This window comes from Hymenobacter plasmatis, assembly GCF_020711255.1.
In the GTDB taxonomy this organism is placed as follows: Bacteria; Bacteroidota; Bacteroidia; order Cytophagales; family Hymenobacteraceae; genus Hymenobacter.
Window position 1 is genome coordinate 18626 of sequence record NZ_JAJFAW010000033.1, and the last position, 22718, is coordinate 41343.

25 protein-coding genes and 1 pseudogene are annotated in these 22718 nt (G+C 62.1%); 9 read left to right on the forward strand and 17 right to left on the reverse strand.

All coding sequences use genetic code 11. The features are described from left to right. Positions 1–195: 195 nt before the first annotated feature. A complete protein-coding gene (locus tag LJ738_RS19245; RefSeq protein ID WP_227787976.1) occupies positions 196–699 on the reverse strand; it encodes a hypothetical protein in 504 nt (167 codons plus the stop codon). A 14-nt stretch (positions 700–713) separates the two neighbouring features. After that, complete coding sequence (locus LJ738_RS19250; RefSeq protein WP_227787977.1) at positions 714–1457, reverse strand: ParA family protein; 744 nt, start codon at positions 1455–1457, stop codon at positions 714–716. 162 nt (positions 1458–1619) lie between these two features. On the opposite strand from LJ738_RS19250, the gene LJ738_RS19255 reads away from it, so the two are divergent. Then, positions 1620–1847, forward strand: coding sequence for a ParA family protein (locus LJ738_RS19255; RefSeq protein WP_227787978.1), 228 nt, complete (start codon positions 1620–1622; stop codon positions 1845–1847). A 62-nt stretch (positions 1848–1909) separates the two neighbouring features. Further along, positions 1910–2017, forward strand: a pseudogene (locus tag LJ738_RS21650) (IS3 family transposase); the annotation flags it as partial. 168 nt (positions 2018–2185) lie between these two features. Here the strand turns inward: LJ738_RS21650 and LJ738_RS19265 are convergent. From LJ738_RS19265 to LJ738_RS19295, 8 genes are all read right to left on the reverse strand, one after another. After that, the gene (locus LJ738_RS19265; protein ID WP_227787979.1) at positions 2186–3088 is read right to left on the reverse strand and encodes an IS3 family transposase; all 903 of its coding nucleotides are present in this window, start codon (positions 3086–3088) and stop codon (positions 2186–2188) included. Next, positions 3088–3600, reverse strand: coding sequence for an IS630 transposase-related protein (locus LJ738_RS19270; protein WP_227787980.1), 513 nt, complete (start codon positions 3598–3600; stop codon positions 3088–3090). The genes LJ738_RS19265 and LJ738_RS19270 overlap by 1 nt, the downstream gene beginning before the upstream one ends. A gap of 113 nt (positions 3601–3713) precedes the next feature. Beyond that, positions 3714–3848, reverse strand: coding sequence for a hypothetical protein (locus LJ738_RS21370; RefSeq protein ID WP_262907754.1), 135 nt, complete (start codon positions 3846–3848; stop codon positions 3714–3716). Between the two features lie 329 nt (positions 3849–4177). Continuing rightward, complete coding sequence (locus LJ738_RS19275; RefSeq protein ID WP_227787981.1) at positions 4178–4426, reverse strand: hypothetical protein; 249 nt, start codon at positions 4424–4426, stop codon at positions 4178–4180. A 59-nt stretch (positions 4427–4485) separates the two neighbouring features. After that, entirely contained in the window at positions 4486–4623 is a 138-nt protein-coding gene (locus LJ738_RS19280; RefSeq protein ID WP_227787982.1) for a hypothetical protein, read from the reverse strand. A 336-nt stretch (positions 4624–4959) separates the two neighbouring features. Further along, the gene (locus LJ738_RS19285) at positions 4960–5205 is read right to left on the reverse strand and encodes a hypothetical protein (protein ID WP_227787983.1); all 246 of its coding nucleotides are present in this window, start codon (positions 5203–5205) and stop codon (positions 4960–4962) included. Between the two features lie 1940 nt (positions 5206–7145). Then, positions 7146–8027 (reverse strand): IS3 family transposase, encoded by an 882-nt coding sequence (locus LJ738_RS19290; RefSeq protein WP_227787984.1) that lies wholly within the window; start codon positions 8025–8027, stop codon positions 7146–7148. Further along, a complete protein-coding gene (locus LJ738_RS19295; protein ID WP_227787985.1) occupies positions 8024–8326 on the reverse strand; it encodes a transposase in 303 nt (100 codons plus the stop codon). Before LJ738_RS19295 ends, LJ738_RS19290 begins: the two co-directional genes overlap by 4 nt. Before the next feature lie 496 nt (positions 8327–8822). Between LJ738_RS19295 and LJ738_RS19300 the strand changes: the two genes are divergently transcribed. The 4 genes from LJ738_RS19300 (at position 8823) to LJ738_RS19315 (ending at position 12906) form a co-directional block, all read left to right on the forward strand. Further along, a complete protein-coding gene (locus LJ738_RS19300; protein WP_227787986.1) occupies positions 8823–9995 on the forward strand; it encodes a cytochrome-c peroxidase in 1173 nt (390 codons plus the stop codon). A 217-nt stretch (positions 9996–10212) separates the two neighbouring features. Further along, the gene (locus tag LJ738_RS19305; RefSeq protein WP_227787987.1) at positions 10213–10482 is read left to right on the forward strand and encodes a hypothetical protein; all 270 of its coding nucleotides are present in this window, start codon (positions 10213–10215) and stop codon (positions 10480–10482) included. Positions 10483–10505: 23 nt separating this feature from the next. Beyond that, complete coding sequence (locus tag LJ738_RS19310; protein ID WP_227787988.1) at positions 10506–12422, forward strand: T9SS type B sorting domain-containing protein; 1917 nt, start codon at positions 10506–10508, stop codon at positions 12420–12422. Positions 12423–12540: 118 nt separating this feature from the next. Continuing rightward, positions 12541–12906, forward strand: coding sequence for a hypothetical protein (locus tag LJ738_RS19315; RefSeq protein WP_227787989.1), 366 nt, complete (start codon positions 12541–12543; stop codon positions 12904–12906). 98 nt (positions 12907–13004) lie between these two features. Here the strand turns inward: LJ738_RS19315 and LJ738_RS19320 are convergent, their stop codons facing one another. From LJ738_RS19320 to LJ738_RS19345, 7 genes are all read right to left on the reverse strand, one after another. After that, positions 13005–13598, reverse strand: a complete 594-nt coding sequence (locus tag LJ738_RS19320) for a hypothetical protein (RefSeq protein ID WP_227787990.1) — start codon at positions 13596–13598, stop codon at positions 13005–13007. A 1069-nt stretch (positions 13599–14667) separates the two neighbouring features. Further along, the gene (locus tag LJ738_RS19325; RefSeq protein ID WP_227787991.1) at positions 14668–15831 is read right to left on the reverse strand and encodes a FecR family protein; all 1164 of its coding nucleotides are present in this window, start codon (positions 15829–15831) and stop codon (positions 14668–14670) included. After that, on the reverse strand, positions 15828–16571 hold the full coding sequence (locus LJ738_RS19330) for an RNA polymerase sigma-70 factor (RefSeq protein ID WP_227787992.1): 744 nt from the start codon (positions 16569–16571) through the stop codon (positions 15828–15830). Before LJ738_RS19330 ends, LJ738_RS19325 begins: the two co-directional genes overlap by 4 nt. A 76-nt stretch (positions 16572–16647) precedes the next feature. Then, positions 16648–17331: a potassium channel family protein gene (locus LJ738_RS19335; protein ID WP_227787993.1), complete on the reverse strand. Its 684-nt coding sequence runs from the start codon at positions 17329–17331 to the stop codon at positions 16648–16650. Between the two features lie 620 nt (positions 17332–17951). Continuing rightward, on the reverse strand, positions 17952–18083 hold the full coding sequence (locus LJ738_RS21375; protein ID WP_262907755.1) for a hypothetical protein: 132 nt from the start codon (positions 18081–18083) through the stop codon (positions 17952–17954). A gap of 243 nt (positions 18084–18326) precedes the next feature. Then, positions 18327–19019 (reverse strand): LytR/AlgR family response regulator transcription factor, encoded by a 693-nt coding sequence (locus LJ738_RS19340; protein ID WP_227787994.1) that lies wholly within the window; start codon positions 19017–19019, stop codon positions 18327–18329. Further along, positions 19012–20115, reverse strand: a complete 1104-nt coding sequence (locus LJ738_RS19345) for a sensor histidine kinase (RefSeq protein WP_227787995.1) — start codon at positions 20113–20115, stop codon at positions 19012–19014. The genes LJ738_RS19340 and LJ738_RS19345 overlap by 8 nt, the downstream gene beginning before the upstream one ends. A gap of 584 nt (positions 20116–20699) precedes the next feature. On the opposite strand from LJ738_RS19345, the gene LJ738_RS19350 reads away from it, so the two are divergent. The 3 genes from LJ738_RS19350 (at position 20700) to LJ738_RS19360 (ending at position 22653) form a co-directional block, all read left to right on the forward strand. Beyond that, positions 20700–21152, forward strand: coding sequence for a hypothetical protein (locus tag LJ738_RS19350; protein WP_227787996.1), 453 nt, complete (start codon positions 20700–20702; stop codon positions 21150–21152). 65 nt (positions 21153–21217) lie between these two features. Beyond that, positions 21218–21748, forward strand: a complete 531-nt coding sequence (locus LJ738_RS19355) for a hypothetical protein (protein WP_227787997.1) — start codon at positions 21218–21220, stop codon at positions 21746–21748. Positions 21749–21870: 122 nt separating this feature from the next. After that, on the forward strand, positions 21871–22653 hold the full coding sequence (locus LJ738_RS19360) for a DUF4386 domain-containing protein (protein ID WP_227787998.1): 783 nt from the start codon (positions 21871–21873) through the stop codon (positions 22651–22653). Positions 22654–22718 lie beyond the last annotated feature (65 nt).

A 22718-nucleotide genomic window follows, 5' to 3' on the forward strand; every position in this document is an offset into this window, starting at 1 on the left:
CCCACTCGACCGCTCGCCCCAGGCGTTAAACGGGCCGCTGGGCGACGCCAACGAAAACGCCGCTGCTTGACCTGCCCTGCGCTGCGCCGCGTCGCTTACAGCTCGTCCTTTCGCATTATCCCTGCGTCGCTTAGTCCGGCAACGTGTCCATTCTTAACGAGTAAAATCTTGACAAAAGAATGCCAACGGGTTCGGCTACTCGCTGGCCTCGGAACGCCGGCCCTGCTGAATCCGCTGCCGGCGCTGCTGCTCCTGCTCGCGGGCCTCCGCCGGGCGGGGTGGGGCCGGTGCGGCGCCGGCGAAGAGCAAATCCAACGCCTCCTGCAGCGCCTGCTTCTGGGAGTAGGTGTACTCGCCCTGGGTGCGGCGGGCGTGAACATAGTCGCGCAGCTGCTCCAAGTGCCCCCGGCTTACCACGAACGTTTGGCGCACCCCATCGGCTAGAGCAGCCGGGCTGGCAGGCCCTGACTCCACCCCAGCCGCCGCAACCAATACCGCAGGAATATTACCGGTGTTACCAGTATTACGCGTATTACGCGCATTACTAGTGTTACCAGTGTTACTTGTCTTTTCTAGTTTCTCAGCTGGCTTTTCTACCGGCTCGCGCTCGTCGCTAAGGTCGAAAAAGTCACGTTCCGACGTGGGCTTGGTGGCCTTGGGATCGCCGGGGCGGGGCAGGTTTTTGAACGTCTTGGCCATGGAAGGGAATCGAATTAGCGGGTGAGGATTTCGGCGACCAGCGCCTGGTAGTCGGTAGCCCCGGCGCTCTGCGGGGCGTAAGTGAAAATGTCCTGGCCCAGGTGCGGGGCCTCGCCCAAGGCAATGCTCTCGCGGACGAAGCTGGTTAGCACCAGGCCCGGGTAGAGCGCCCGCAGTTCCTCGGCGGTTTCCCGGCGCAGTATTTTGCGGCCGTCGTGCCGGGTAAAGAAGATGCCCCCCACCGACAGGTCGGGGTTTAGCCGCCGCCGTACCCGACCCACCAGCTCCAGCACTTTCTCCAGGCCGTCGGCGGCGTACATCTGGGCTTCCAGCGGAATGTACAGGGACTGGGCACAGGCGTAGGCGTTAAGCGTCACCAAACCCAGGGCCGGCGGGCAGTCCAGTAGAATGTAGTCGCAACGCTCGCGCACGGGTTCCAGCAGCTCCTTGAGCAGAAACTCGCGGTCCAGCTCGTCGCCCTTGACCTTCTCAAAGCCAGAAAGGGCCGGGGAGCCGGCCACCAGGGCCAGGTTCTCGTGCAGCGGGTAGGCTTTCAGACGGTACTCGCCCAGCAGGGCGCCGTACACGTTGTGCTCGGCCTCGACCAGACCCAAGCCTTTGGTCAGGTTGGCTTGAGGGTCCAGGTCCACCAGCAGCACCCGCTGACCGGCGCGGGCCAGCCCGGCCCCCACATTGGCTGTGGACGTGGTTTTGCCTACTCCTCCTTTTTGATTGGTAAACGCCAGAATCTTGCTCATGGCGCAAACATACGCAACCGCGTGTTACCGGTGTTACTAATGTGACCAGTATTATCTATGTTACTAGTGTTACTCAACTTAAAAGCCGTCTAACTCATCAATAAGACACATCGCTCCTATATTCTGGGCAAGAAAATTGCAGTGGCTTACTGATTTTCCCTCATGCCATTTGAACACCACGCCGCTTATCTCGCCTTGCGCACCTACTTAGGGTCCCTGCTAGCGGCCTCCACCGACCAAGCCTTTTCCGATATTCCGGCGGCATTACGCCCCAACCTGGCCGTGTTCCTGGCAGGCCAGCCAGCGTATCCGAACAGCGCCGGGCAACGGATGGTGTGCGCGGCGGACCTGGACCCTCAAGCCAATCTGACCAAAGGCCTGGGCCGATGACGTGGTGCACGGATCAGGCCTGGCTATTGCCCTGCCGTTGACCTGCCTTAGCGTGGCCGAATTACATCGCTTACTATAATGCCGAACGGCGCCACTCCGCCCTCGGCTACCACTCGCCCAACCACTTCGAATCCCAAATCCAAACCACGTCCCAATGGTGTCTGGCTTAACTAGACCACCTCACGTTGACCCTAATTACGGTGTCTCGTCCGGCTATAGCTATACAGGTGAGAGAGATAATCCGGCCTGCGCTTTACAGGCCAAGCTGGTAATCCGGATTGGACTTTACAAGTAGGTAAGTTAAGCAGCAGATGGTATTCCGCCGCTCGGACGGCGTGTCAGGTAGGAGCAGCAATAGCCACCGGCTGGTAGTAGTTTTTCCAGCGCCGCACCAGCGGCCCCTCTTGCTCGTGGGCCTGGCCCGGGGTCAGGAAGTCGCAGCTGCCATGCGGGCGCAGCTCATTATAGATCCGCACGGCGCGCGTCACCAGCGCATCGGCCTGCGCAAAGCCGGGCAGCGTACCGCCCAGGCCGAATTCGTCTTTCAGAATGCCGTTCACCCGCTCGGCCACGGCGTTTTCGTACGGGTCGCCGTGCTGGGTCATGCTCAGGGCCACGCCGTGGCTTTCGAGCATGCCCACGTACTCGCGGGCCGCGTACTGCAGGCCCCGATCGGAGTGGTGAATCAGCGGCCGGTGCGGCTGGGTGCGGGCCGCCAGCGCCTGCTGCAGCGCGGCGAGCGTGCCGCGCACCGAGAGGTCCGGGTGCAGGCAAGCCCCCACAATCTTGTGGGAATACAGGTCGGTAATCAAGCTCAGGTAGCTCCAGCCGCTGAGCAGGCGCACGTAGGTGATGTCGCTGACCCAGACTTGTTCGGCCCGGTTCACCGTCAGGTGCTCGATGAGATTCGGTCGCCAAAATAAGGGCAGGCAGGTGTGCGTGGTCACCACCCGCCGTTTGCGCCGGCGAATGAGCAGGCCGTAGCCGGCCAGTAGGGCAAACAGGTAATCCCGGCCCACGCGGGGCGCGTAGTCGCCCAGGCGGGGCACGAGCAAATACTGGAGCTTGCGCGTGCCTAGGCGGGGCAGGTCCGCGCGGATGTCGGCCACCAGGGCCAGCACCAGGCCGTCGAGCAGGGCTTGGGCGGTGGCCCGGCGTTGGTGGTCGTAGAATGCGTTTCGGGTCTTGCCAAACAGCCCACAGAGCACCCCCACGCCCACGTGCGGGTACTTCCGGCGCATTATTTCGACGGCTTGGCACCAGCCTTTTTTCGGATGTCAATCTTATAGGTCGCCTCCGCCTGGTCGATGAGCGTGTGCAGGGCTTCGATTTGCCACTGCGCCTGCCGCAGCTGCGCCGCCAGCGGGGCACGGGCGTCGGCGGGCGGGTCCGGCTCAGCCGTGAGCAGCAATACCTCGCTGGCCCGGTAGGCGGCCACCCACTGGCGCAAGGTCTTTTTTAGGCGCAACTCGTACTTGAGCAGGGCCTCGTCTTCGCTCAGGCGCCCGTCGAGTAACTCCCGGGCAATTTGCTGCTTCTGGACGGCGGTGAATTGTTTGCGGCGCATCTGCGCGTATACGGCGGTGCCGTAGCGCTCCAGCCACGCCAGCAGCGTCATGTGGCCCACGCCGAACTGCTGCCGGACGGCTTGTTGCGACAAGCCCGACTCGACCAATCGGACGGCCTCCTGGCGAACAGAAATGGCATAATGGGCATTCTTGCTCCTACGTGGAGCCTGCTCGGGTGTAGTCATACATCAACTAGGTGATGTATAGCTGTAGCCGGACGAGACACGGCGGGCAGGTGAACATAGAACATAGGATAAGATTCCTTATTGCATAGTCTGTACTTGGCAAAATCCTTCTGCTAAAAGGATTCGCAGCCGCCGAGCACGGCGTACTGGTCGCAGGTGGCGCAGTAGGCGACCTGCCGGACGCTGCTGTCCTGCGCTTCCAGGGCGGCGCGCATCAGCGCCAACTCTTCCTGCCTAGCCGCGGGCACTTGCTCCGGCGTGACCTCCGCCCGTTCGCTTTGGCACGTGGTGCACGTGGGTAAGTCATCGAGGGCCGCTCCGAAAATGCGTTTGAAGGCCTAGTGCTGGGCCTGTTGTTCGCGCTGCCGGTGTTGCGCGGCTTTCTTTTGGGTGGCTTTTTAACGGGTGCGGCTGGCGGGCATGGTTAAAATGGGGTGGGCCAATGGAATCTTTGGCACGGTAGCGCGCCGCTGGCTTGCGGCGCTTGTTCCCTAATTATCCATTTAGCCCCATTTAAGGGCCTGCTCCACGGCACCCTTTTCACAAAATCACGCCCCAGCGGCCCTTGTCGGCCCCGTTACCCCCGCAGCTTGCCGCTCAGATTCGCTTCCCCCAAGGCCAAGCGAAAGTAGACCAGCGGGCGCGCGCGGTGGGCGTCCTTTATGGCCCGGCTTATGCACTCGTACTCGGCCAGCGTGAGCGGAATGGAAGCCACGGTTTTCCCACCCACCAGCACGGCCAGTACCAACCGGCCTGCCTCCTGAAGCACCATCCCCTGGCACTCATTCTCCAAAAAGCCCCCAAGGGAGAGTAACGCTTGGCTCATAGTGGCACAAGGTAGGTCGCCCGTATGCTCCCGCCCTCCGGCGTCCCCTGTCAGCCTCGTTAGTCCGTCAATTCGCCGCTCAAATCCCCGGCCACCAAGGCCAAGCGAAAGTATATCAACGGGCGAATGTGGTCAATCTGCTGGAAGGCTTGGCCGAGGTAGGCGCACTCCGTGGGCGTGAGTGAGATGGAAGCCACGGTTTTCCCATCTCGCAACACGGCCAATTCACACCACCCAGTCCCTTGGACCACCGTCCCCTGGTACTCAGTACCCCAAAAGACCCCAAGACGGCGCAAAGCGTTTATCATATCTGTGCAAGGTACCCCCACCAACACCCCCAGCTCCCAACCCGGTCCCACAGCGGCCCGGAATCGACATGCAAAATTACCCAACGCATTTAAATGTTGACCGTATTTGATAAAGGCCAATGGAAGGACCACATCTGTTTGCCGCGGATGGGAAGGGGGTTGGCGGCTGCTGGCTCCTTTCTTTTTGCCCCGGGCCTGCCGTGGCCCTGGCGTTTCCGGATTCCGTCACGGCTCCCGTTTCGTTCGTTGCTGGGCACCGGCTTGGATGCGGGCCACCTCCTTCTGGGCTTCGCCTTGTTGCTGCGCGACCCCCAGCGCCGTTTGCATGTTGTACCAGCCCTGGGCTTCGGCCACGGCCACGGCGGCCCGCCCTTCAATTTCGGCCACGGTAGCGGCCTTTTCCTTCTCCCATCGCGCTTTAATGTAGGCCACCGAAACAGCAGCCAGAAACACAAGAAAAGCAGTTAACATGTCGGAAACGGTAGGTTCGGGACAAAAGACAACGCCGCCCCCCTGCACTCGAAAGGCTGCACTGGGCTTAACTGCCCAGCCCCTCCGGCGTTAGCGGTAGAGGTCGAGCTGAGGAATTGATTAGAAAGGGCAGAGAAGCGCACGGAAACACTGCATTGTGGGTCTTCTGTAAAGGTCGGCACCCCGTTCACGGGAAAAAAGGACACGAAAACGGGCCTCGTTGGGGGGGCTTCGTGACGTTTCACGGGGTTCGGGTCAATATTTCAGCGCCCCCACGGCGGGCCGCAAGCCGGTTCCCTGCCGTTTAGCTGATGGTCGAAGACGTGCTGCATACAACCATAAAGCGGGAAGGGCGAAAATTTGGCTCCCCACCGGTTACCCCAGCTGTACATGTCGGCACCGGTAGCCGTGGCCACCTGGGCAATTCACCCCCGGCCTGCTGCCGTTCGTCACCCAGCCGCTCCAGACCCTGGGTAACTTTTGTTTATGGGCCGCTTGCATAGGTCGCACCCGCTCGTTCGGGCCACTCGTCCTCGGCCTCGGGCGCGGTGCCCGGTTCGCGGAAAATTCCCTTACCATAACAATGGGTATCCGACACCCCGCGGAAATGTGCCATTTTCGCGGCCCGTTGCGGACCCTGTTTTCGGGCGGTTGCCCGCCGCCGGCCCCGGCGCTCCGGCCCGTTTCGGGCTCCGCAAAAGCGCCCGCCCGAAACGGGCGGGCCCTTCCAGGCGGGAAACCACATCTTCAGCGTCTTCCGGGGAGTATACCCGGGCGCCCGCCGCAGGGTTGTGGCCGCCGCCGGCCGGGCTCCCTGCAGGGGGCGCGGGCAAGGCGGCGGTGAGCCCTTTTATCCTCCCGGCCCATCTGATTTTATCGGCGCGCCGCCTCGCCTTTCTCCGTTTGATGGCGCGCCAACGCACAACGCGCGGATACCACCACGGCCGCGTCTGGCTTCGAGGGGAGGGGCCAGTTTTAAGGGAGACGAGGGGACAGTACGAATTAACCGCTGCCCTAGCTGCTGGAGTTTCGCAGGGTAACGGCCCCGCTTACCCTTTTTCCACACGCACACCAGCCACAAACCGGGCCTCGTTATTTCCTGGACAGGGGCCGGACTAGCCAAAAATCGACACCTCTTGCTTTTAGGGGATATAGCAATGTCACACTTGCCCCTGGACCTCTCTTAATAGCCATACCGGTTCTACTGCCGTCGGTGGTCTTTGCGGTTTCCGTTTGTCCCCCATCCCTCCCTTAATCCCAACACGCGCCTCTCCCACAAAGCCCACGGCCACGCTGTGAACGCACCCCGTCCCCTCGTCTCCCTAAAGTTTTCGAAAACGCTTTGGGCCCGCCACGGTCCCAACGGAGCTTTGGTAACTGGGGCCACAGAAGGCACTGGAGGGTGCTTGCAACAACTTTCCCTGTTGAGGCGCACCAACCGGCTGGCCACGCAAGTAACTTCATGGACGAGCCTAATAAGCGTGTTTTTCTGCGCCACAATCAATCCTTTCATTGGCACTTAACGGACTCGCGTAGGCCCTCCCTTTCCCTCCAAAATGCGAACCCGAACGGTGTAGCCCCTGCAAAGTACCCAAAACGCATTACCCGCCCTTGCGCCGATAGTAACTTCATGGACGAGCCTAAAACCGGGTGGTTTTCCTGAGTCGCCAACCCCACATCTGCTTTTATCGGCGCCGTGCACGCCCTAGCCTTTCGGGTGCAGGGAGGGCGCGCACCTTTGACGCAGTACTCCAAATGGTCCTTTTCACGGCCGTTAGCGCCCCTCGTTCTTCTGTCCTTTCCCCGCTGCATCGCCCCGTTCACCCTTGCCCCTACGCCGGCAGCGGCCCTTTGCCATCCCGCTCACCCCCCCGATTGTACGGACTCAAATACCTCACCAAGGCCCTTGGAAGAGCGCGGGGCGCACTGAGGTGGTCCAGCTAAGCCGGACACAATTGGGACGTGGTTTGGAGGTGGGATTCGAAGTGGTTGGGGGCTAGATAGCCCAGGGCCGAGTGGCGTCGCTCGGCGTTGTAGTAAGCGATGTAGTGGCTGATTTCCAGCCGGGCTTCGGCCAAGCCGGGGAAGACGCCGCCGTCGAGCAGTTCGGTTTTCAGGCGGCTCCAAAACGATTCGGCGTGGGCGTTGTCGTAGCAGTTGCCGCGCCGGCTCATGCTTTGTTGGGCTTCGTGGCGGGTGAGCAGGTCTTTGAAGCGGGTGGCCGTGTACTGGCTGCCTTGATCGGAGTGCACGACGAGGCCGGCCGGGGGCTGCCGCACGGCCAGCGCCCGGCGCAGGGCCTCGCTGACCAGGTCTTCGGGCATGCTCTCGCGCAGGTCCCAGCCGACGACCTTGCGCGAGCAGCGGTCGAGCCACGTGGCCAGGTAGAGCCACCCGCCGCCTTGGCGGGGCAAATAGGTGATGTCGCCCACCCACACCTGGTCGGGGGCGGTGGGGGCCGGCTGGTCGAGTAAGCGGTTGGGCGCCGCCCACCGGGTCGGGTCGGAATCCGTGGTGCGCGGCACGAAGGAACGGGGCTGCTGGGCGCGCAAGCCGTGGGCGGCCAGTGTGCGGCGGATGCGCCCACGCCCCACTGCATGGCCTTCGGCGCGTACTTCCACGCGCAGCCGGCGGGTGCCATAGCGCCGCCCATGCCGGGCAAACGCCTGCCGCACGGCCAGCTGCCAAGCCGGCTCGAGGGCCGGCACTTGGGCGTGCTGCTGCCAGGCATAGTAGGCGCTGGGGGCCACGCGCAGCACCTGGCAGAGCTGGCGTACGGGCACGTGCCGGCGCCGCCGGGCGATGTGCTGGTAGACACTCACGGGGTCGGCTGGGCGAAGATGACCAAGGCTTTTTTTAAAATGTCGAGCTCCTGCTCGGCCCGCTTGAGGCGGGCCCGCAGAGCGCGCACTTCCGGATCACGGGCCACTTCCACGCTGCCCACTTCGGCTACGAGCTGCGCTTGTTGCCAGCGGTAGAGCAGTTTGGGGCTGATGCCCAACTGCTGCGCGGCAGCTTGCGTGCTGCGGCTTTCCGAGGCCAGGCGCAGGGCTTCGGCCTTAAATGCCTCATCGTATTTGCGTCGTTTATCGGGCGACGCCCCGCTCTTTTTGGCTGTCATCACAGAAGTAAGATACGTCCTTCTTCTGTCCGGCATTTCTAGACCACCTCAAAGTGATTGAGTCAACCTTGTCAGTCCTGGCTCGAGGGCAAAGGCTCCTTAAATCACCGTTTATTTAAACGACTATTAATTCTCCTTGCGCTGTCTAGACCCCTGGGGTGAACGGGCAAGTCCTTCGGTAAGGAAGGCGGGTGCCGGCCTTGACGCTGGCCGCATGTTGAGGCGGAGGGCGGAAAAGAAACGAGCGGCCTAGATGGTCCGCTCGTTTCGGTTTATGCATCAGGGCAGCTACCAGTGGTGGATGGTGGGCTCCAGAAAATAAAATGAGACAAGGAGTGGGGGTAAAGGCGGGGCCGTGCATCTGGTCATAGAGAGGCTGCGTGGTGGGATACCATATCCTCGGCCAATTATTCGGCTTTTGCCACCTCAGCTGAGTGACCACGCGGGGCATCTCACGAGACACCCTATTCGCAGTTCCAGTATTCTGTCTATTACGATGCTACCAGTAAGTGTTTCTACTACTGCCCGCCTTGCCTCGGTGCTCGCTGCCGCGGCGCTGTTAGTGGCGGCGGTGTCCTGCCAGAAGGATGCGGAAGTTCCCGCCAACGACCTGGCGGCCCTGCCCCTGGTGGCGCCGGCACCAACCAGCAACGTGAGCAGCCCGGAGAAAATAGCGCTGGGCCGGGCGTTGTTTTGGGACCCGGTGCTTTCCGGGGGCAAGGACGTGAGCTGCGCCAGCTGCCACCACCCGGCTACTGGCTATGCCGACGCCATCGAGCTGAGCATCGGCGTTAACGGGCAGGGCCTGGGCAGCGCCCGCCGCTTCCGCGCGCCGAACGACATTGCGTTTGTCAAGCGCAATTCCTCCACGGTGCTCAACACGGCGTTCAATGGCCTGACCACTGCTGCCACGGCCGATCCCGCCTCGGCGCCGATGTTCTGGGACAGCCGCGCCCAGTCGCTCGAAAACCAGTCGTTGCTGCCGGTGGCGACGCTGGAAGAAATGCGCGGCCATCGATACGCCGAGGGCGTCGCCCTGGATTCGGTGGTGGCGCGGCTGCGCCGGATTCCGGCCTATGCCACAATGTTCCGCGCTGCGTTTGCAGAAAATACGCCCGTCACGGCGACCAACATCGGCAAGGCCATTGCCTGCTTTGAGCGCACGCTGGTGGCCACGGATTCGCGCTTCGATGAGTACATGCGCGGCAACCAGGCGGCCCTGAGCACGCAGGAAGTGGCGGGCCTGAACGCCTTTGTGGCCAGCGGCTGCGCCAAGTGCCACAGCGGCCCGATGCTCAGCGACTACCAGGTGCACGTGCTCGGCGTGGCCGATAATGCCAAAAACGCCACTTCCGACGCGGGCGTGAACGGCACCTACGCCTTCCGCACGCCGAGCCTGCGCAACGTGGCCCTCACGGCCCCTTACATGCACAGCGGCACGCTGCCCACTCTGCAGGCCGTGCTGAATTTCTACGACCCGGGCCGCGGCCGGGCCCCTTCCGCCAACCCCCACGTGCCGGTGAGCCAGCGCGACCCCCTGTTTCCCGACCGCGTGAACGACGCGCAGGCCATCATCGCGTTTCTGGGCACGCTCACGGCCACGAGCTACGACCGCACCGTGCCGGCGGCGGTGCCCAGCGGGCTGCCCGTGGGCGGCAACATTCGTTGAGGCGGCTACCCAGGCCTACTGGTGGAAAGCAAGCCTTTTCGATAAAACCGAGAAGCATTTCAAAATAAAAGTTGCCGGCGCGTAGGGGTAGCCCCGCCCTGAAGCCTCTTCCATCTGAGCCGCCCGAGGGGCGGAAAGTCCCGAGTGGGGCAAGCCACCTTAGCTGGGATACCTGCTCCCGTCCGCCCTGATGTACGTCGCCCATTCTTCTGGATATATGCTGCCGCGCTTACTCCCTGTCCGTGACCAGAGCCGAGACTACCTCCTGGCCCAGCAGCAAACGCTTTACAAGAAGCTGCTGGCGGGCCGGAAGCGGGTACAGGAGCGAAAGACTTCGGCGCTGAGCGTGGCGGGGCTTTCCCTGGCGGACATCACCCGCGATTTGGCGGGCTGGACCACCCCGCAAGCGGGTGCGCTGCGCAAGGCTCAGCCGCACGCCGCCCCGAGGCACGGGAAACGGGCTACGGATAAAAGCCGCCACAACTAGTGCGCAACCAGCTGCTTGGCATTATGAAGTTCTCTTACCTGTCTCCTCTGCGCACCATGTGGTGGGGATTCACCACTCTTCTGCTCCTGCTACTCGCCGGACCGGCCTGGGCCACGCACCTTGTGGGCGGGGAAATGGACCTGCTGCACCAAACCGGCAGCACCTACACCCTGACGCTGACCCTGTATTTTGACGCCATCAACGGGGACCCGGCCGCGCTGGACCAAAATCTAACGGCGGGCATTTTTGAGAAATCGACCAACCGCCTGCTCACCAGCGTGGTGTTGCCGCTCACCACCAACACGTTCGTGAGCTACACCAACCCGGCCTGCGCCGTGGGCTCGCTCAGTACGCGCAAGCTGCTGTATAGCAAGAATATCACCCTCGACGCGGCCACCTACGCCAGCGCCGGCGGCTACTATGCGGCCGTGGAGCGCTGCTGCCGCAACCTGACCATCAGCAACATCCTCAGCCCGGGCGGGGCGGGGCAGACGTTCTACCTGGAATTTCCGGCGGTGGTGCGCAACGGCGCGGCCTTTGTTGATTCCACGCCCCGCATCTTCCCCGCCCTGGGCGACTACGCCTGCCTGAATACCCTGTTTTATTATGATTTTGGGGGGCAGGACCCCGACGGCGACTCGCTGGCTTACGACATGGTGACGCCGCTCAATGGCCACTCGACGGCCCTGAACAATACGCCGGCCCCGGCCGCGGCGCCTTACTCCCCCGTGACCTGGACGGCCGGGCTGGGCACCGCCAATCAGATTCCAGGTGCGCCGGCCCTGGGCATCAACGCGCGCACCGGGCGGCTCACGGTGCGACCCAACCGGCTGGGCTTGTTCGTGTTCGGGGTGCGCTGCTCGGAGTACCGCAAGGGGGTGAAAATCGGCGAAACGCGCCGGGATTTTCAGCTCTACGTGCTCAACTGCCCCTCCAACAACCCGCCGGCGGTGACGGTGCAGGCCGGTGGGCGCCGCTTTGTAGCGGGGCGCGACACCGTGCGCCTACTGCCCGGCGGCTCGCGCTGCCTGACCATTCGCTACACCGACCCCGACCCGAGCACCACGCTCACGCTCACGGCGCAGCCCGTCAATTTCACTGATGCAACCACGGCCCCGCGCTTTACGACCAGCACCAGCGGCACGGTGAGCGGCGCCCGCGACACGCTTACGGCCACGCTCTGCTTTCCGGAATGCGCCGACACCCAGGGCCGGGTGTACCGGGTGAACGTGCTGGTGGCCGACAACGGCTGCCCGCTGCCCAAGCGCGACACCGTGCAGGTGGCCTTTGTGGCCGCCCCGCCGCCCACGACCACGCCGGTGCTCACCACCTCGTTTCCGCCCGAACCGGGGCCCAACGCCGCGCCCGTCGTGGTACGGGTGTCCCTGGGCCAGCCCTATGCGGCCACGCTGCTGGGCACCGATTCGGCGCCCAACCCGCTGGCCCTGTCGGCTACCGGCCGGGGCTTCGACCTGGCCGCGGCGGGCATGCGCTTTAGCGCTCAAAACGGGGCGGGCCGGGCCACGGCCACGTTCGACTGGCTGCCGGCCTGCGGGCTGGCCACGGCCCGCGACACGGGCCTGGTGGTGCAGTTTGCCCTTGCTCAGAGCGGCGCTTGCCAGCCGCACACGCTCACCCGCACCATCCGCTTTGAGGTCATCCGGCCCACTGATTCGCTGGCTTTCCGCCCGCCCAACATCATCACGCCCAACGGCGACGGCCTCAACGAATTCTTTGCCCTGGACCAGGCCCTGCCGCCCAATTTCTGCGAGAGCCAGTTTGCGGGGGTGAGCATCTTCTCCCGCTGGGGCCAGCAGGTGTACCAGTCGCCGGCGCGCAGCTTTCACTGGCCCGGGGCCGGGGTCAGCGCCCTCTACTACTACCTCGTCACCTTCACCGACGGCCGCCGCTTCAAGGGCTGGCTCGAGGTGCGGCCCTGACGCGGGCCCAGTGCCTGCTGGGGGCTGCCATCTCGCTCCACTTTTCTTCTTGCTCCACTTTTCTTTTTGCCGCTCCCCCTTTTACCAACTTTTTCAACCCCCATCAACCCCCTTTTTTATGAAAAACCTTGCAGTTCGCGGACGGATGTTCGTTGCCTTCACCGTGCTGAGCCTGAGTGGCAGCACCCTACTCACCGGCTGCTTCGAGAAAGAAGAAAGCGCCACCCCCGATAACAGCGTGTGCAACACCGCCGCCACCGTGGTGAAGAACGCCGCCGGGGCCCTGACGTTGCAACTGGCCGATGGCACCATTCTGACGCCCAGCGGCACCAGCTGGACGTCGTTCAACGCCACCGCCGGCCAGAAGCTGACCATTGGCTACTACACCAAGAAAGGCGACTGCGGCAGCGCCAAAACCACCAGCCCGACGGCTGAAATCGGCTGCATCACCGCCGTGGCCGATACCACGACCAGCGCCAACTAACCACCGGCTAAAAGCCAAAAAGCGCATCCGGCAGCTGCCGGATGCGCTTTTTTTATGAGCGTGCTACTAAAGGGGGCGTTGGTTCCCGGCTAGCTACCTCAGAACCGAAGACCGAGCTGCACGCCGGGCCAGAGGCGCAGAAAGGAACGGTCGTCGCCGGCATTGAGCCAGAGCCATTGGCCCTGGCCTAGTTCGCCTTCGCCTCGGGGGCGCCCTCCTGGGTCGCGGCGGGGGCCCGTGGCCAGGTTGAGGGTGGGCCCGCCGAGTAGCTGCAGGCGCCCGCCCTGCTTGAGCTGCCAGGCGAGCAGGGGCCGCAGCTGGGTGAGCCGGCTGCCGGGAGCTTCCCGGTCGCCGGACAGGAACCACTGCATCAGGTCGAGGCTGGGCGTGAAGCGGCCCCAGGGCTGGAACCCGGTGCCGAGGCCCACTCCTCCGGCCACCCCGCCAGACTGGCGGCCAACCGGGCCAGCGGCCACGCCCAGCGTGAGGTAAAGGCGCGGGATGCCCACCTTCACCGCTGCGTTCAGGGGCAGGGTTTCGCTGCCCCACACCTCGGCGTGCAGGTAGCTTGGAGGCCATAGGCGGCCCAGCGCAACGGGTGTTTTGGCAACCGCCGAAGCGGAATTATCGGGAGCGGCTGACTGGCTGCGGGTGGGCGCCGGCCCGGCCGGTGCCTGAATTGCTGGCAGCAATGTGCCGGAATCTGGAGCCGCAGCGAGCGCAACGGGTAGTGGGGCCAGCAAAGCCACTGGCGTTTGCACAAGGGCATAGGGGCCTTGCTGCTGCTTTCCTGAACGCGCCCGCATGACTTGTTGCCTGACACTGGAGCGCGCTACGTTGCCTATGGGCTGCTCTTTGACTATAGGCATGCGGGCTGCGGGGACTCGGGTAGGGTTGGCTGCTCGGGCTGACGTGGCTGCGGCTGGCAGCGATGCAACGCGGCCTCCCTGGCGAGGCTCGAAAGCGCGTGCCGGGCTTTGTGCAGCGCCAGGGAGGAGCGCCGCAGTTTCGCGGCGTGGCTTCGGTACCACGCGCTTCGCCGTGGATGCTCGATTGGTTGTGGATACTTGCGTAGGATTCCGGGTATCTGGCCCTGAATGACTGATAGCCTCTGGCTGTGTTGCGGGAGCAGCGGGGCGCTTTGCGGGGTAGCGACGGCTGGCAATTCCGGATGCATTCGGGGCAACGGTTCCCTTTTTCTGCTTGGCCGGCTCAGGAGAAAACTTGCTTCCTGATTCCGGCAGTGGGGCGGCCCGGCCAACAGGACGGCTTCCTGGAGTAACATTTTTGGCCGCTTCTCGGGCCCCGCCTGTAGCCGGAACAGCAGCGCCAGCAGCTGCCGCGGAAGTTGCCGGAATACGAGCGGGCCGCGTGGGCTGGCCATTGACCGCCACCACGCCGGCGGGAATGGGCGCGCCGGCGGGCCACAACACCAACTGACCATTCAGCAGCCCAAATGACAAGTGCGCGGCGGCTAACACGTCCTCCAGCACCGCTCCCAACGGGCGGGCCGGGCCGGCCGGCAGGTGACATGGGCGCGCCACGGGCACCAGGGAACTGCTGTAACTAAAGGGCAGGCGGCCCTGGCGCGAGAGTTCGGCCAGAACGGCGCCGAGTGGGTGGGTGCCCGGCGTGGGCCGCACCAGGCGCGACAAGGCCGGGTCGGGGGCCTGACTCTGTGCCGGCCCGATGGGCAGCAGCCACAACGCCACCCCGAGTACCAGCCAGAGCGGCCAGGGCAGGGAAGTCAACTCCCGCGGCCTACTCACGGCCGGGAGCTGGGGTGGCCGGCGCCGGAGCGGCAATGGGTGCGCCGCAGCCCGGGCCCTGCAGCTGATAGCCGCCGCGGCCATCCGGCTCCAGACGGCTGGCCGTGGCGGCCGCCAGCACGGCCAGTACCTGGGCGGGCTGCGGGTGGGGAAACGTGCCGGTGAAGCGGCACTGGCCCAGGCCGGGGGAACTCAGCTGCACGGCCGTGCCAAACGTGGCGCGCAGCGTGCGAGCCACCTGCGACACGGGCACATCGGCGAAATGCAGAGTATCGGTCTGCCAGGCGCGGAAATTGGGGTCGGCAGCTGGACGGCTTTGCAGGCGGGCGGCAATACGACCGGGGGCATCGGCGGCATGCAGGGCCGCGCGGGTGCCGGCAGGGAGCTGCACACTGTCGGCCGCGGACACGTGCGTCAGCCAGACGCGGCCGTGGGTCACACTGACTTCTACGGAGTCTTCGGCGGCGTAGGCGCGCACGTTGAACGCGGTGCCCGTTACCCGCACCCGGGCGGTGGCGGTGCTCACCACAAACGGCCGGCTGGGGTGGTGCTGGACTTCAAAATAGGCTTCGCCCGTGAGCTGCACCGCCCGCAGACCGCGGGCCGGGGCGGGCCCGGCCCCGGCGTAGCGCAGCCGCGAATGGGCGTTGAGCCAGACGGTGCTGCCATCGGGCAGCCGCAGCATCCGGCGGGCATCGGCACTGGCGTAGGTGAGTGCGTGCTCCCGGGGCTTGAAGAGCCCCGTTTTGGCGAGGACGAAACCGGCCCCGAGTAGCAGGGCCAGTCCAGCCACCAGCTGCCAGCGCCGGGCGGCCGCACGCCGCTGCAGGGGCCACATGGGGCGTGCGGCCGGGGCAGCGAGTGGTGTTGCCACCGGCCGAGCGGTCGGGGTTGGGTACACGGCCGTGGTCATCAGGGGGCGGAAGCGTTGCCAGGCGGCTTCCACGTCGGCGGGCGAGAACAGCACCGGGGTGGGCGCGGCCTCGGCGGCCCGCTCCCAGGCACGAGTGACAGTGGTTAGAATTTGGAGATGGGTGGGGTCGGCCTGGACCCAGGCGCGCAGGTCCGCCCGCTCGCTCGCCGTGGCTTCGGCAGCCAGGTGGCGGGCCAGCAGCGCCCAGGGGGCATCAACCGGGTCGGGGTACTTGTGCGTCATAAGGGATTCAGGTCCGGGCGAATAACCAGGCCAACTAGAAGATACGCGAACCGGGCATTACCCCCACGCGACTCCAAAAATAGGGTGATGGCGGCCGGGCAGTTTGGTGTCGCGGTTATCATAGCCGCTGGTGCATTTCGGCTCAGCAACGCCAGGCCGCCGTACAACAGCAGCCCGTACAGATTCTTTAACACCCCGGCCAGCTCGCGGCGCATAATACGCAAGGCCTTGCCCATCTGATTCTCGACGGTTTTGGGCGAAATCTCCAACGCTTCGGCAATCTGCTGGTAGCTCATTTCCTCGTAGCGGCTCAGCTCGAACACGAGGCGGCACTGGGGCGGGAGCTGCGCCAGGGCCGCGGCTACGGCATCGGCGGCTTCGGCGGCGTGCAGTCCAGCCAGCGCATCGGGGGCGACGGGGGCCGTGGCGGGCGGGGCATCGTCCCAGGCTACCTGGCGCTGGGCCCGCTGCTGGTGGCGCAGGGCGGCGTTCAGGGCCATGCGGTTGAGATAGGCCCGGTACGACTCGATGGCCGGCAAGGCTTCGAGGCCCTGCCACAGGCGGAGGAAGACGTCCTGCAGAATGTCCTCGACAACGGCCCGGTCGGGCACCACGCGGTACACCACGGCCCCAAGCGGCGCGTAAAAGGTTTTGAACAGCTGCTCGATAAAGGCCGCCGGGTCGGACTGGCGCAGTTGCGTCAGGCGGGCATTCAGCGCAGCATCGTCGGAAACGGCCATTTAACGGCTTTACGGAGTGGGGCGGCTGTGGCGGGCTATTAGGTTGACCTGAAAGTACCAGCCGCGGCGTGAAGGACTAGGGTCGATGGTTTTCTTTGGCGCTGTGCTGGCTGACCAACCGGGCGAGCAGAATGGCCAAAAAAAGCTGGCCGATGACGGCTTCGAGGTTGGCCAGGCTGCGGGCCGCCGGATGCACGGGCAGAATGTCGCCGTATCCGGTGGAGGTGAGGGTGGTGAGGCTAAAATACACCAGTTCGCCGCTTTGCAAGGGTAGTTTGGTTCCGTTGCTGAAGGCACCGGGGAAGGCCCAGTTGACGGCATCGTAGGCCCCCACGAACAGCAGGGCCAGGTTCAGGTAGACGACCACGGCCCCCAGCAACTGATGGCGACTGATGCGCCGGGCCCGGAATACGACCTGGGCCACGGCGACGGTGATGCCCAGCGTGGCTCCCGTGTGCAGCAAAATACCCAGGCGGGGGTCCGGACCCGCGTACAGCATCCACATGATGGGAAGCAGGCAGACGAGGATGAGCGCCCGCGCCCGGCTGCGCAAGGGCAGCGCGAAGAAGGAAATGAGCAGCAGCAGCAGCTGCAGGCTATCCATTGCCGCAAAGTTGAGCACGTGGGCACTGAGCAGGGGGCCCGCGACAAACAGCACCACGACCTGCCCAACAAGTAAAACACTCAGCGCGGGCTCGCGCACCTGGTTCTGCCAGCGCTCCAGCTTGCCAGAAAGCTCCGTTTGGGTGGGGTTACTCATGGCACGGGAAAAGGCTGGTGGCGCACACCGGTTGCATCGGGCAGCATCGGGTGCCTGAAGGGCGAAAGTAGGGCAAGTTGAGAAAAGGCGCCAAACTGCGCAGTTGCCCCGGACGCAGAGCCTGGCCCCCTTTCCGAGGAAAAAGGGCCAGGCGTAACAAGGCGTACGGCGGCCACGGAGCCGTGACGGGGGATTAGCTGTTTCCAGTTGGGGGCGTCGGGGTTGTGGTAGTCGGGGCAGTAGTGCTTTTCTTCTGGCAGCCCCCTTTGGGGCCCACGTTTTCTTTCTCGCAGCCGAAGCTGCTCATGGAGCACAGCAGCAACGCGGCACTGGCTAGTCGTAGGATAGGAGAAATGCGCATCATAAAAGCGGATTAAAAGGTAAAAAATGAATCAAACACGGCAAAAGCCCCGCCTATTCCAGGCAAGGCGGTTCGCACTGCCCGAATTCGGCTTGTTGGTTTCCGTGCACCAGCCAGGCCAAACCAAGGTTCCGGTAAAGGGTTGAAGGCCCGCAGCCGATATGCAGGGCTGCGGGCCGCCATGGTGCGGAAGGTGTTCCTGCGCCCCCTTTGTTTATAAAGCCACGCGGCGCATTTGGCAAACCGCGAAAACTCAGCATTAATTGAGGGGCCGCCGCCCCGACAGGCGGACGCGCTTGCGAGCGATGCGCTTGGCCTGAACCCGGGCGTATTCATTGGCTTTTAATACCGTGCGGAGCAGGTCATCGGAATCGTCTTCGAAGCGTTGCATGGTGGGGTAAGGGCTTGATGGTACAGTACACGACTGATACTAAGAGGCACGAGATGCCTGCTACCCCTACGGCTCTTTGGGATTTATTTAACCCTTTTCCTTTCCGTAAAACTTTAACCTCTTATTTTTGAACCGCGCGCGTTTAAGCCACGACCGTTAAGATAAACTGGTCGTCGCACCTCCATGTCGAGGCGTTTCTGCATGCTTCGACGCCGTGCTCCCGGCTGCGGCCTCAATACCCCTTTATAGGTTTTCGAGGGTGTCTTTGTAGCCCCGGCCAATGGGTAGGGATACGCCCTGAGCTTCTACGGTATCGGCAGTATAGGATTCGATTTTGCCCAGGGAGACGATAAACGAGCGATGAATTCTTTTAAACGAATGCGCGGGCAGCAGGCTTTCGATTTCATGCGTGCTCATTTTCGAGACGTATTCGTTTTTGGTCGTCACCAGCTTGATGTACTCGCGTTGGCTTTCGATGTAAACGATGTCGGCAAACAGGACCTTAACTTTCTTTTTCTGAACGTTCAGAAACAGGCAATCCTTTTCGGGTCGTTTTTCGCGGTGTTTATCGGCCTCCGGTTGCGGGGGCTTAATCTTGTTGACGGCACTTAAAAAACGCTCGAATTCGAAGGGCTTTAGGAGGTAGTCCGTGACATTCAAATCAAACCCTTCCACGGCGTACTGGTGATACGCCGTGGTGATGATGACGGCCGGGGGATTCAGGAGCGTTTTCAAAAACGCCATGCCTTTCAGTTTAGGCAGGTGGATGTCTAAAAAAATGAGGTCGGTTTCGTGTTCCCGTAAGTAATCGGTGGCCAGAAGCGCATCTTTAAAGGCCTGCTGGAGCTCCAGAAAGGGTGCCTGCGCGATGTAATCGACTAAAATCTTTACGGCCAGGGGCTCATCTTCCACAATGATGCATTTTAGCTTAGACATGGCTGGCCAGGTTGATTTTTAAAACGGCGGTGAACGTGGCGGGTCCGGGTTGGATGGTGAGCTCATACTCCTGGTAGAGCAGCTCCAGTTGCCGCCTCAGGTTGGGAAGGCCGATGGTTTCTTTTTCGCTCGGGTCCTCGGTCGAGGCTTCGGCTGAGTTTTTTACCGAAAACACGAGCTGCCGCTGCTGCACGACCAAATGGATGTCGACGAAGGGGTTGTTCCGGGTTTCGGACACGCCGTGTTTAAACGCATTTTCTACCAGGGGAATGAGTAATAACGGCGGGATGCGCTCCGGGATTTCGGGCAAGCGATAGCTGAAATTAACTTGCAGGGAATCGTCGTACCGCAGTTTTTCCAGGGCAATGTAGTCGGCGATGATGTTCAGTTCGTTTTCTACCGGAAGGTCTCCGCCACTCGTTTCATAGAGCATAAACCGCAATATTTTTGACAACCGCAACAGCGACTCGGGCGCCAGGTCGCTCTTGTCGCGGGCCAGGGAATAGATGTTATTTAAGGTGTTGAATAAGAAGTGCGGGTTCGTTTGCAACCGGAGGTAGTGCAGTTCGGCTTCCTGTTTATCAATGCGTAGCTGCTGCGCAAATTGCTTGAGCTGGATGTAATCGTACTGGTGCTTGGCCAGGCCAAAAACCAGTACGGAAACCAACCCGTGGGGGAAAATATAGGTGACGGCGTGTTTCGTTGTCGTAAACGTTTTGAGCGCCGTGTACAGGTGCAGCGCAATTCCCGTGTTTCGCCACAGGTACAAGCCAATCGAATAGAGGGCGAGCTGGCCCACCGCCGCCAAAGCGAATAGAAAGATATTGATAAGAACGGTTCTCCTTTTCCGGCGGGCAAACGGCAGGGTCCGTTCGAAAAAAAGAAAGTTGATGACGACCAGATAGATGGCCAGCCAGATATTGTTGATAAAGACGGGCACTAGCGGCGCCGGGTACTGCGAGAAGTCGATAATCAGCCAGAGCAATAAATAGCCGAGCCCTACCCATCCATAAAAGGCAAGCCTGTTTCGGTCGATTGCCCCGGCTGACCTTTTGCCGATGTAAGGGCTTTCGACTACTCCTCCTTTTTTCATCATGAAATCTAGGTAACCGGATGCCTGGAAACCAGGCAGAGGAATTAGTGAAAACTAAAAAGATAGGGCGTGGCTGTTGCGCTTAAATAATTGTGTAGCGTGGTTTGAGTTGCCAAGAGGTATTAAATCGATTTAAGCACGGGCAAGGATACGTGTATTCCGAGCTTGCCTATTTTCAGGCGCTGCGAAAGCCGGTAGCCGGCGCTGCGCTTCGTGGTGGGTTTGCGGTGAGCTTTCCCTCCCGTACGCGGCTTCCTTTACCTCGGCCCGGCCGGGCGCCGGGCTCGCCCGCTCATTCGTCGGAACAGCTTGTTGACGGGTTGCGTGAAAGAGGCATTCAGCCAGGTGAGTCTCGTGCTTGGGCATTGTGGGAAGCCGACGTAGCCGGCGCAGTGGTCTGAAAAACAAGATGTAGCCGGTAAAAAGCCGGCTGTTTTCGGTTGTCTGTTGACGCTAACGTGTCGTTCATAGACGAGCGTGTGAATTGCCTGGGACGGGCCCTTAGCTTAGCTCGCAGCTAGTACCATTCACCCCTAAGCCTACTGACCAAGCAGCCCCTCCTTGCACCCACGCCAGCCCACCAGCGCGTGCTGGTTTCGTCTCAATTCAATGTGTTTCAGCGGGATTATGAACGGTACGAGGGAGTGCCGCGCATTAACATCTACCTGTTGCGGCTGCTCTTCACGCTGATGTTTTTCTTTCTCACTTACGAGTCGTGGGAACATATTCTAACCCATCGGGGCCCCTGGAATAATGCCAATGCTGCCGCCTGGTGCATGTGGGGCTCCTATTCCGTCATCTCCTTTATCGGCATCCTGCGGCCGCTCAAGATGCTGCCCATTGTCTTGTTTGAGGTGGTGTACAAGGTGGCCTGGCTAGCCTTGGTGGCTTATCCGTTGTGGATGAAGCATGAATTAATCGGCTCGCCGGCCGAAGGCATGACCCGGGTGTTTGTGTGGGTGGTGTTTCCCATCGTCGCCATGCCGTGGGGGTATTTTTTCAGGACCCATGTATGGGGTAAACCGGCCGCCCGGCCCTAGAATCGGGCAGCGCGGGCCACGTCAGCCGAACCGAATACGTAACGAACCGCCATCCACTCACCCTCATGGAAACTGCAACTCCCCTCCAGGCAACACCCGACAATGGCCCTGGGTCCACAACGCCCACCAAGCTGGCAGTTAATAGAATGAGCTTTTTTAAGGTTGACCCTCTGCTGGGCCTTTCGCGCTTCCGAATCAGTGTCTTGCGGTTCTTTTACGCCGTGATAGTCCTGCTGTTGGGCGTTCAGGTCTGGACCGAAATAGTTACCCACCCCGTGGCGTGGCAGCCGTTGCCGGCGGTCGCCTTCAGTTTTTGGGGGGCGTTATCGGCGCTGGCAATTTTAGGGCTGGTGCATCCCCTGAAAATGCTTCCCTTGCTGCTGATACAATTCAGTTACAAGCTGATTTGGTTAATTATTGTGGCTTATCCTTTATGGGCTGCAAATCATTTGGTCCTGTCTCAGGCACAGGGGCTTACGAAGGCCAACCTAATAGGGGTCGTGTTAGACCTGCTCGTCATACCCTGGGGGTATGTCTTTAAAAAATACATTTTACGCTCGCATCCGGAGCGGGGTGCCCTGAACCTGTCCCAGTAGGCAGTTGAATAAGGGGGCCAATGGGGGACAACCCTTTCCGCTCCAACTGACCGAGCCACTTTGCTTACGGCCGAAATCGATTTCCTCACTCGATTCCTTGACACGCGCTAAATCCAATCGCCATGCACTCCACTCCCATACTCGACCACGAAGAACAGCGCGCGCACTCTTCCACCCCTTCGGCCTTTGCCCTTGGACGCAAAATCGGCATCCTGTTATTGCTGCAATTAGTGGCCGCGCTCACGCTGCCTTTTATCCTGATGAAGCCGCTAACGGTGGGCACGCCGGCTTTCCTGACGGCGGTGGCCGCGCATTCGGTTAAGATTCGCGGGGCGGTGCTGCTCTCGTTCGTCGGCTCGGCGCTGACCGTCTATCTGGGGGTTACGACGTTTCCCCTGTTCCGGCGCTATAGTCAATCGGCTGCGCTCATCTTTATGGTCATTTGTGCGGTTAGCTGCGCCTTGGATATGGTGCAGGCTGGCACCGTGATGTCGATGCTGGCCATCAGCACCAAGTTCGTGGCCGCCGGTGCCACCGATTCCGGGCTCTACCAGGTGGTGGGGGCGGCGGTGGCTTCTGCCCGGCGCTCGGCCCATGCCACGCAGTTGCTGGCCATCAGTGCCTGGATGTTTATTTTCTATAGTTCGCTGTTACGCTTTCACTTGGTGCCGCGGGTGTTGGCTGTAATTGGGGTTATCGGCGTCAGTCTGCAATTCACGGGAGTAACCTTGATGATGTTCCTCGGGTATCCCGCCATTGGGCCGATGGCCATGCCGTTGCTTCCGATTCAAATCGTGGTTGCTATCTGGCTAATTGCAAAGGGGGTACCTGATAAATCCCCTACGCCAGAATCCGCAAGGCCAGCCCTGATATCGAAAAGTGAATACCTGCTACCGAGTACATAATCATCTTTGTAAATGTGTTTTGTTTCTCAGACGCAGGCTTGATAACCCTTTCTTACTGCAAAGAA

What these genes read in the sequence shown, in the direction of transcription:
- LJ738_RS19245 (WP_227787976.1), bottom strand. Translation starts at nt 699, where the DNA reads ATGGCCAAGACGTTCAAAAACCTGCCCCGCCCCGGCGATCCCAAGGCC.
- LJ738_RS19250 (WP_227787977.1), bottom strand. Translation starts at nt 1,457, where the DNA reads ATGAGCAAGATTCTGGCGTTTACCAATCAAAAAGGAGGAGTAGGCAAA.
- LJ738_RS19255 (WP_227787978.1), top strand. Translation starts at nt 1,620, where the DNA reads ATGCCATTTGAACACCACGCCGCTTATCTCGCCTTGCGCACCTACTTA.
- LJ738_RS19265 (WP_227787979.1), bottom strand. Translation starts at nt 3,088, where the DNA reads ATGCGCCGGAAGTACCCGCACGTGGGCGTGGGGGTGCTCTGTGGGCTG.
- LJ738_RS19270 (WP_227787980.1), bottom strand. Translation starts at nt 3,600, where the DNA reads ATGACTACACCCGAGCAGGCTCCACGTAGGAGCAAGAATGCCCATTAT.
- LJ738_RS19275 (WP_227787981.1), bottom strand. Translation starts at nt 4,426, where the DNA reads ATGAGCCAAGCGTTACTCTCCCTTGGGGGCTTTTTGGAGAATGAGTGC.
- LJ738_RS19285 (WP_227787983.1), bottom strand. Translation starts at nt 5,205, where the DNA reads ATGTTAACTGCTTTTCTTGTGTTTCTGGCTGCTGTTTCGGTGGCCTAC.
- LJ738_RS19295 (WP_227787985.1), bottom strand. Translation starts at nt 8,326, where the DNA reads ATGACAGCCAAAAAGAGCGGGGCGTCGCCCGATAAACGACGCAAATAC.
- LJ738_RS19300 (WP_227787986.1), top strand. Translation starts at nt 8,823, where the DNA reads ATGCTACCAGTAAGTGTTTCTACTACTGCCCGCCTTGCCTCGGTGCTC.
- LJ738_RS19305 (WP_227787987.1), top strand. Translation starts at nt 10,213, where the DNA reads ATGCTGCCGCGCTTACTCCCTGTCCGTGACCAGAGCCGAGACTACCTC.
- LJ738_RS19310 (WP_227787988.1), top strand. Translation starts at nt 10,506, where the DNA reads ATGAAGTTCTCTTACCTGTCTCCTCTGCGCACCATGTGGTGGGGATTC.
- LJ738_RS19315 (WP_227787989.1), top strand. Translation starts at nt 12,541, where the DNA reads ATGAAAAACCTTGCAGTTCGCGGACGGATGTTCGTTGCCTTCACCGTG.
- LJ738_RS19325 (WP_227787991.1), bottom strand. Translation starts at nt 15,831, where the DNA reads ATGACGCACAAGTACCCCGACCCGGTTGATGCCCCCTGGGCGCTGCTG.
- LJ738_RS19330 (WP_227787992.1), bottom strand. Translation starts at nt 16,571, where the DNA reads ATGGCCGTTTCCGACGATGCTGCGCTGAATGCCCGCCTGACGCAACTG.
- LJ738_RS19335 (WP_227787993.1), bottom strand. Translation starts at nt 17,331, where the DNA reads ATGAGTAACCCCACCCAAACGGAGCTTTCTGGCAAGCTGGAGCGCTGG.
- LJ738_RS21375 (WP_262907755.1), bottom strand. Translation starts at nt 18,083, where the DNA reads ATGCAACGCTTCGAAGACGATTCCGATGACCTGCTCCGCACGGTATTA.
- LJ738_RS19340 (WP_227787994.1), bottom strand. Translation starts at nt 19,019, where the DNA reads ATGTCTAAGCTAAAATGCATCATTGTGGAAGATGAGCCCCTGGCCGTA.
- LJ738_RS19345 (WP_227787995.1), bottom strand. Translation starts at nt 20,115, where the DNA reads ATGATGAAAAAAGGAGGAGTAGTCGAAAGCCCTTACATCGGCAAAAGG.
- LJ738_RS19355 (WP_227787997.1), top strand. Translation starts at nt 21,218, where the DNA reads ATGGAAACTGCAACTCCCCTCCAGGCAACACCCGACAATGGCCCTGGG.
- LJ738_RS19360 (WP_227787998.1), top strand. Translation starts at nt 21,871, where the DNA reads ATGCACTCCACTCCCATACTCGACCACGAAGAACAGCGCGCGCACTCT.